This window comes from Candidatus Symbiothrix dinenymphae, from assembly GCF_001431085.1.
The window spans coordinates 1-1,156 of the sequence record NZ_BBRU01000049.1 but is presented as its reverse complement, the minus strand read 5'-3'; the positions used below and the strand labels follow the sequence as shown (position 1 = coordinate 1,156).

At 43.9% G+C, this 1,156-nt stretch carries 1 protein-coding gene; it reads left to right on the top strand.

Annotated features, from left to right (window positions below):
- Positions 1-1,156, top strand: a 1,156-nt coding sequence (gene dnaA, locus ASC50_RS00915) for a chromosomal replication initiator protein DnaA (RefSeq protein WP_056928587.1), incomplete at both ends; no start/stop codon positions are given.

Sequence of the window (1,156 nt, the reverse complement as noted above, 5' to 3'; positions counted from 1 at the left end):
CCATCACTCCGTACAAGTATGAGGATGACAATTTTACCATCCAGGTACCCAGTCAGTTTTTCTACGAATTTTTGGAAGAACACTATGCCGATATTATTTACAGGGCATTGGCACGTGTGTCCGAAAATCCCAATATCAACTTGGTTTATCGGGCGGTCGTGGATAGTTCCAGTCCGAGATCGCGTGTGACACTTCCGAGTGAACGTTTGGAGAGGCCGGACCCTCGAAAGATGGCAAAACATCTCAATCAATCGCCTGATGATTTTGCGGCATGGGAACCAAATATCAATCCACATCTGAGGTTTAACAACTATTTTGAAGGCTCGAGCAACAAAGCAGCCCGCACCATCGCGCTCAAAGTGGCTCAGGCACCGGCTAAAGACTTCAATCCTTATTTTATATTTGGGGCGTGCGGTGTTGGCAAGACGCATTTATGTCACGCGATAGGCAATCAGATATTGGAATCGCAACCGCAGAAGAAGGTGCTGTATATTTCGGCACACTTGTTTCAGGTACAATTTTCTGATGCTAAACTCAAAAATACCAGCAACGATTTTGTGCATTTCTATCAAGGTGTTGATGTGCTGATTTTGGATGATATTCACGAATTGGCGGGCAAACCCAAGACACAAGACGCTTTTTTTCACATTTTTAACCACCTGACGTTGATTGGAAAACAAATTATTTTTACCGGCGACAAGGCTCCGGCACAAATTCAAGGCTTGGAAGAACGTTTGCTGACCCGTTTGTCTTCGGGGCTAACGCTCGAACTTCAAAAACCGGATTTGGAACTTCGCAAGAAAATTCTCTGCAATAAAATTAAGCAGGACGGATTGAGCATTTCGGATGACACTATTGACTACATCGCCAAAAATGTGACCGACCACGTCCGCAATTTGGAAGGTATCATCACTTCATTAGTCGCTCATTCGCTGGTTTATCAGTGCAAAGTGGATTTGGAATTAGCGAAACGCATTGTGGAGCAAACAAATAATGTGCAAAAGAAGCAAATCACCTTGGAAAAAATTCAAGATGTGGTGAGCAACTACTTCAAAGTGAACATCAGCGATATTCATTCCCGGTCGCGCAAACGCGAAATCGTTCAAGCGCGTCAAGTGGCGATGTTTTTGGCAAAAATGCACACAGAATACTCATT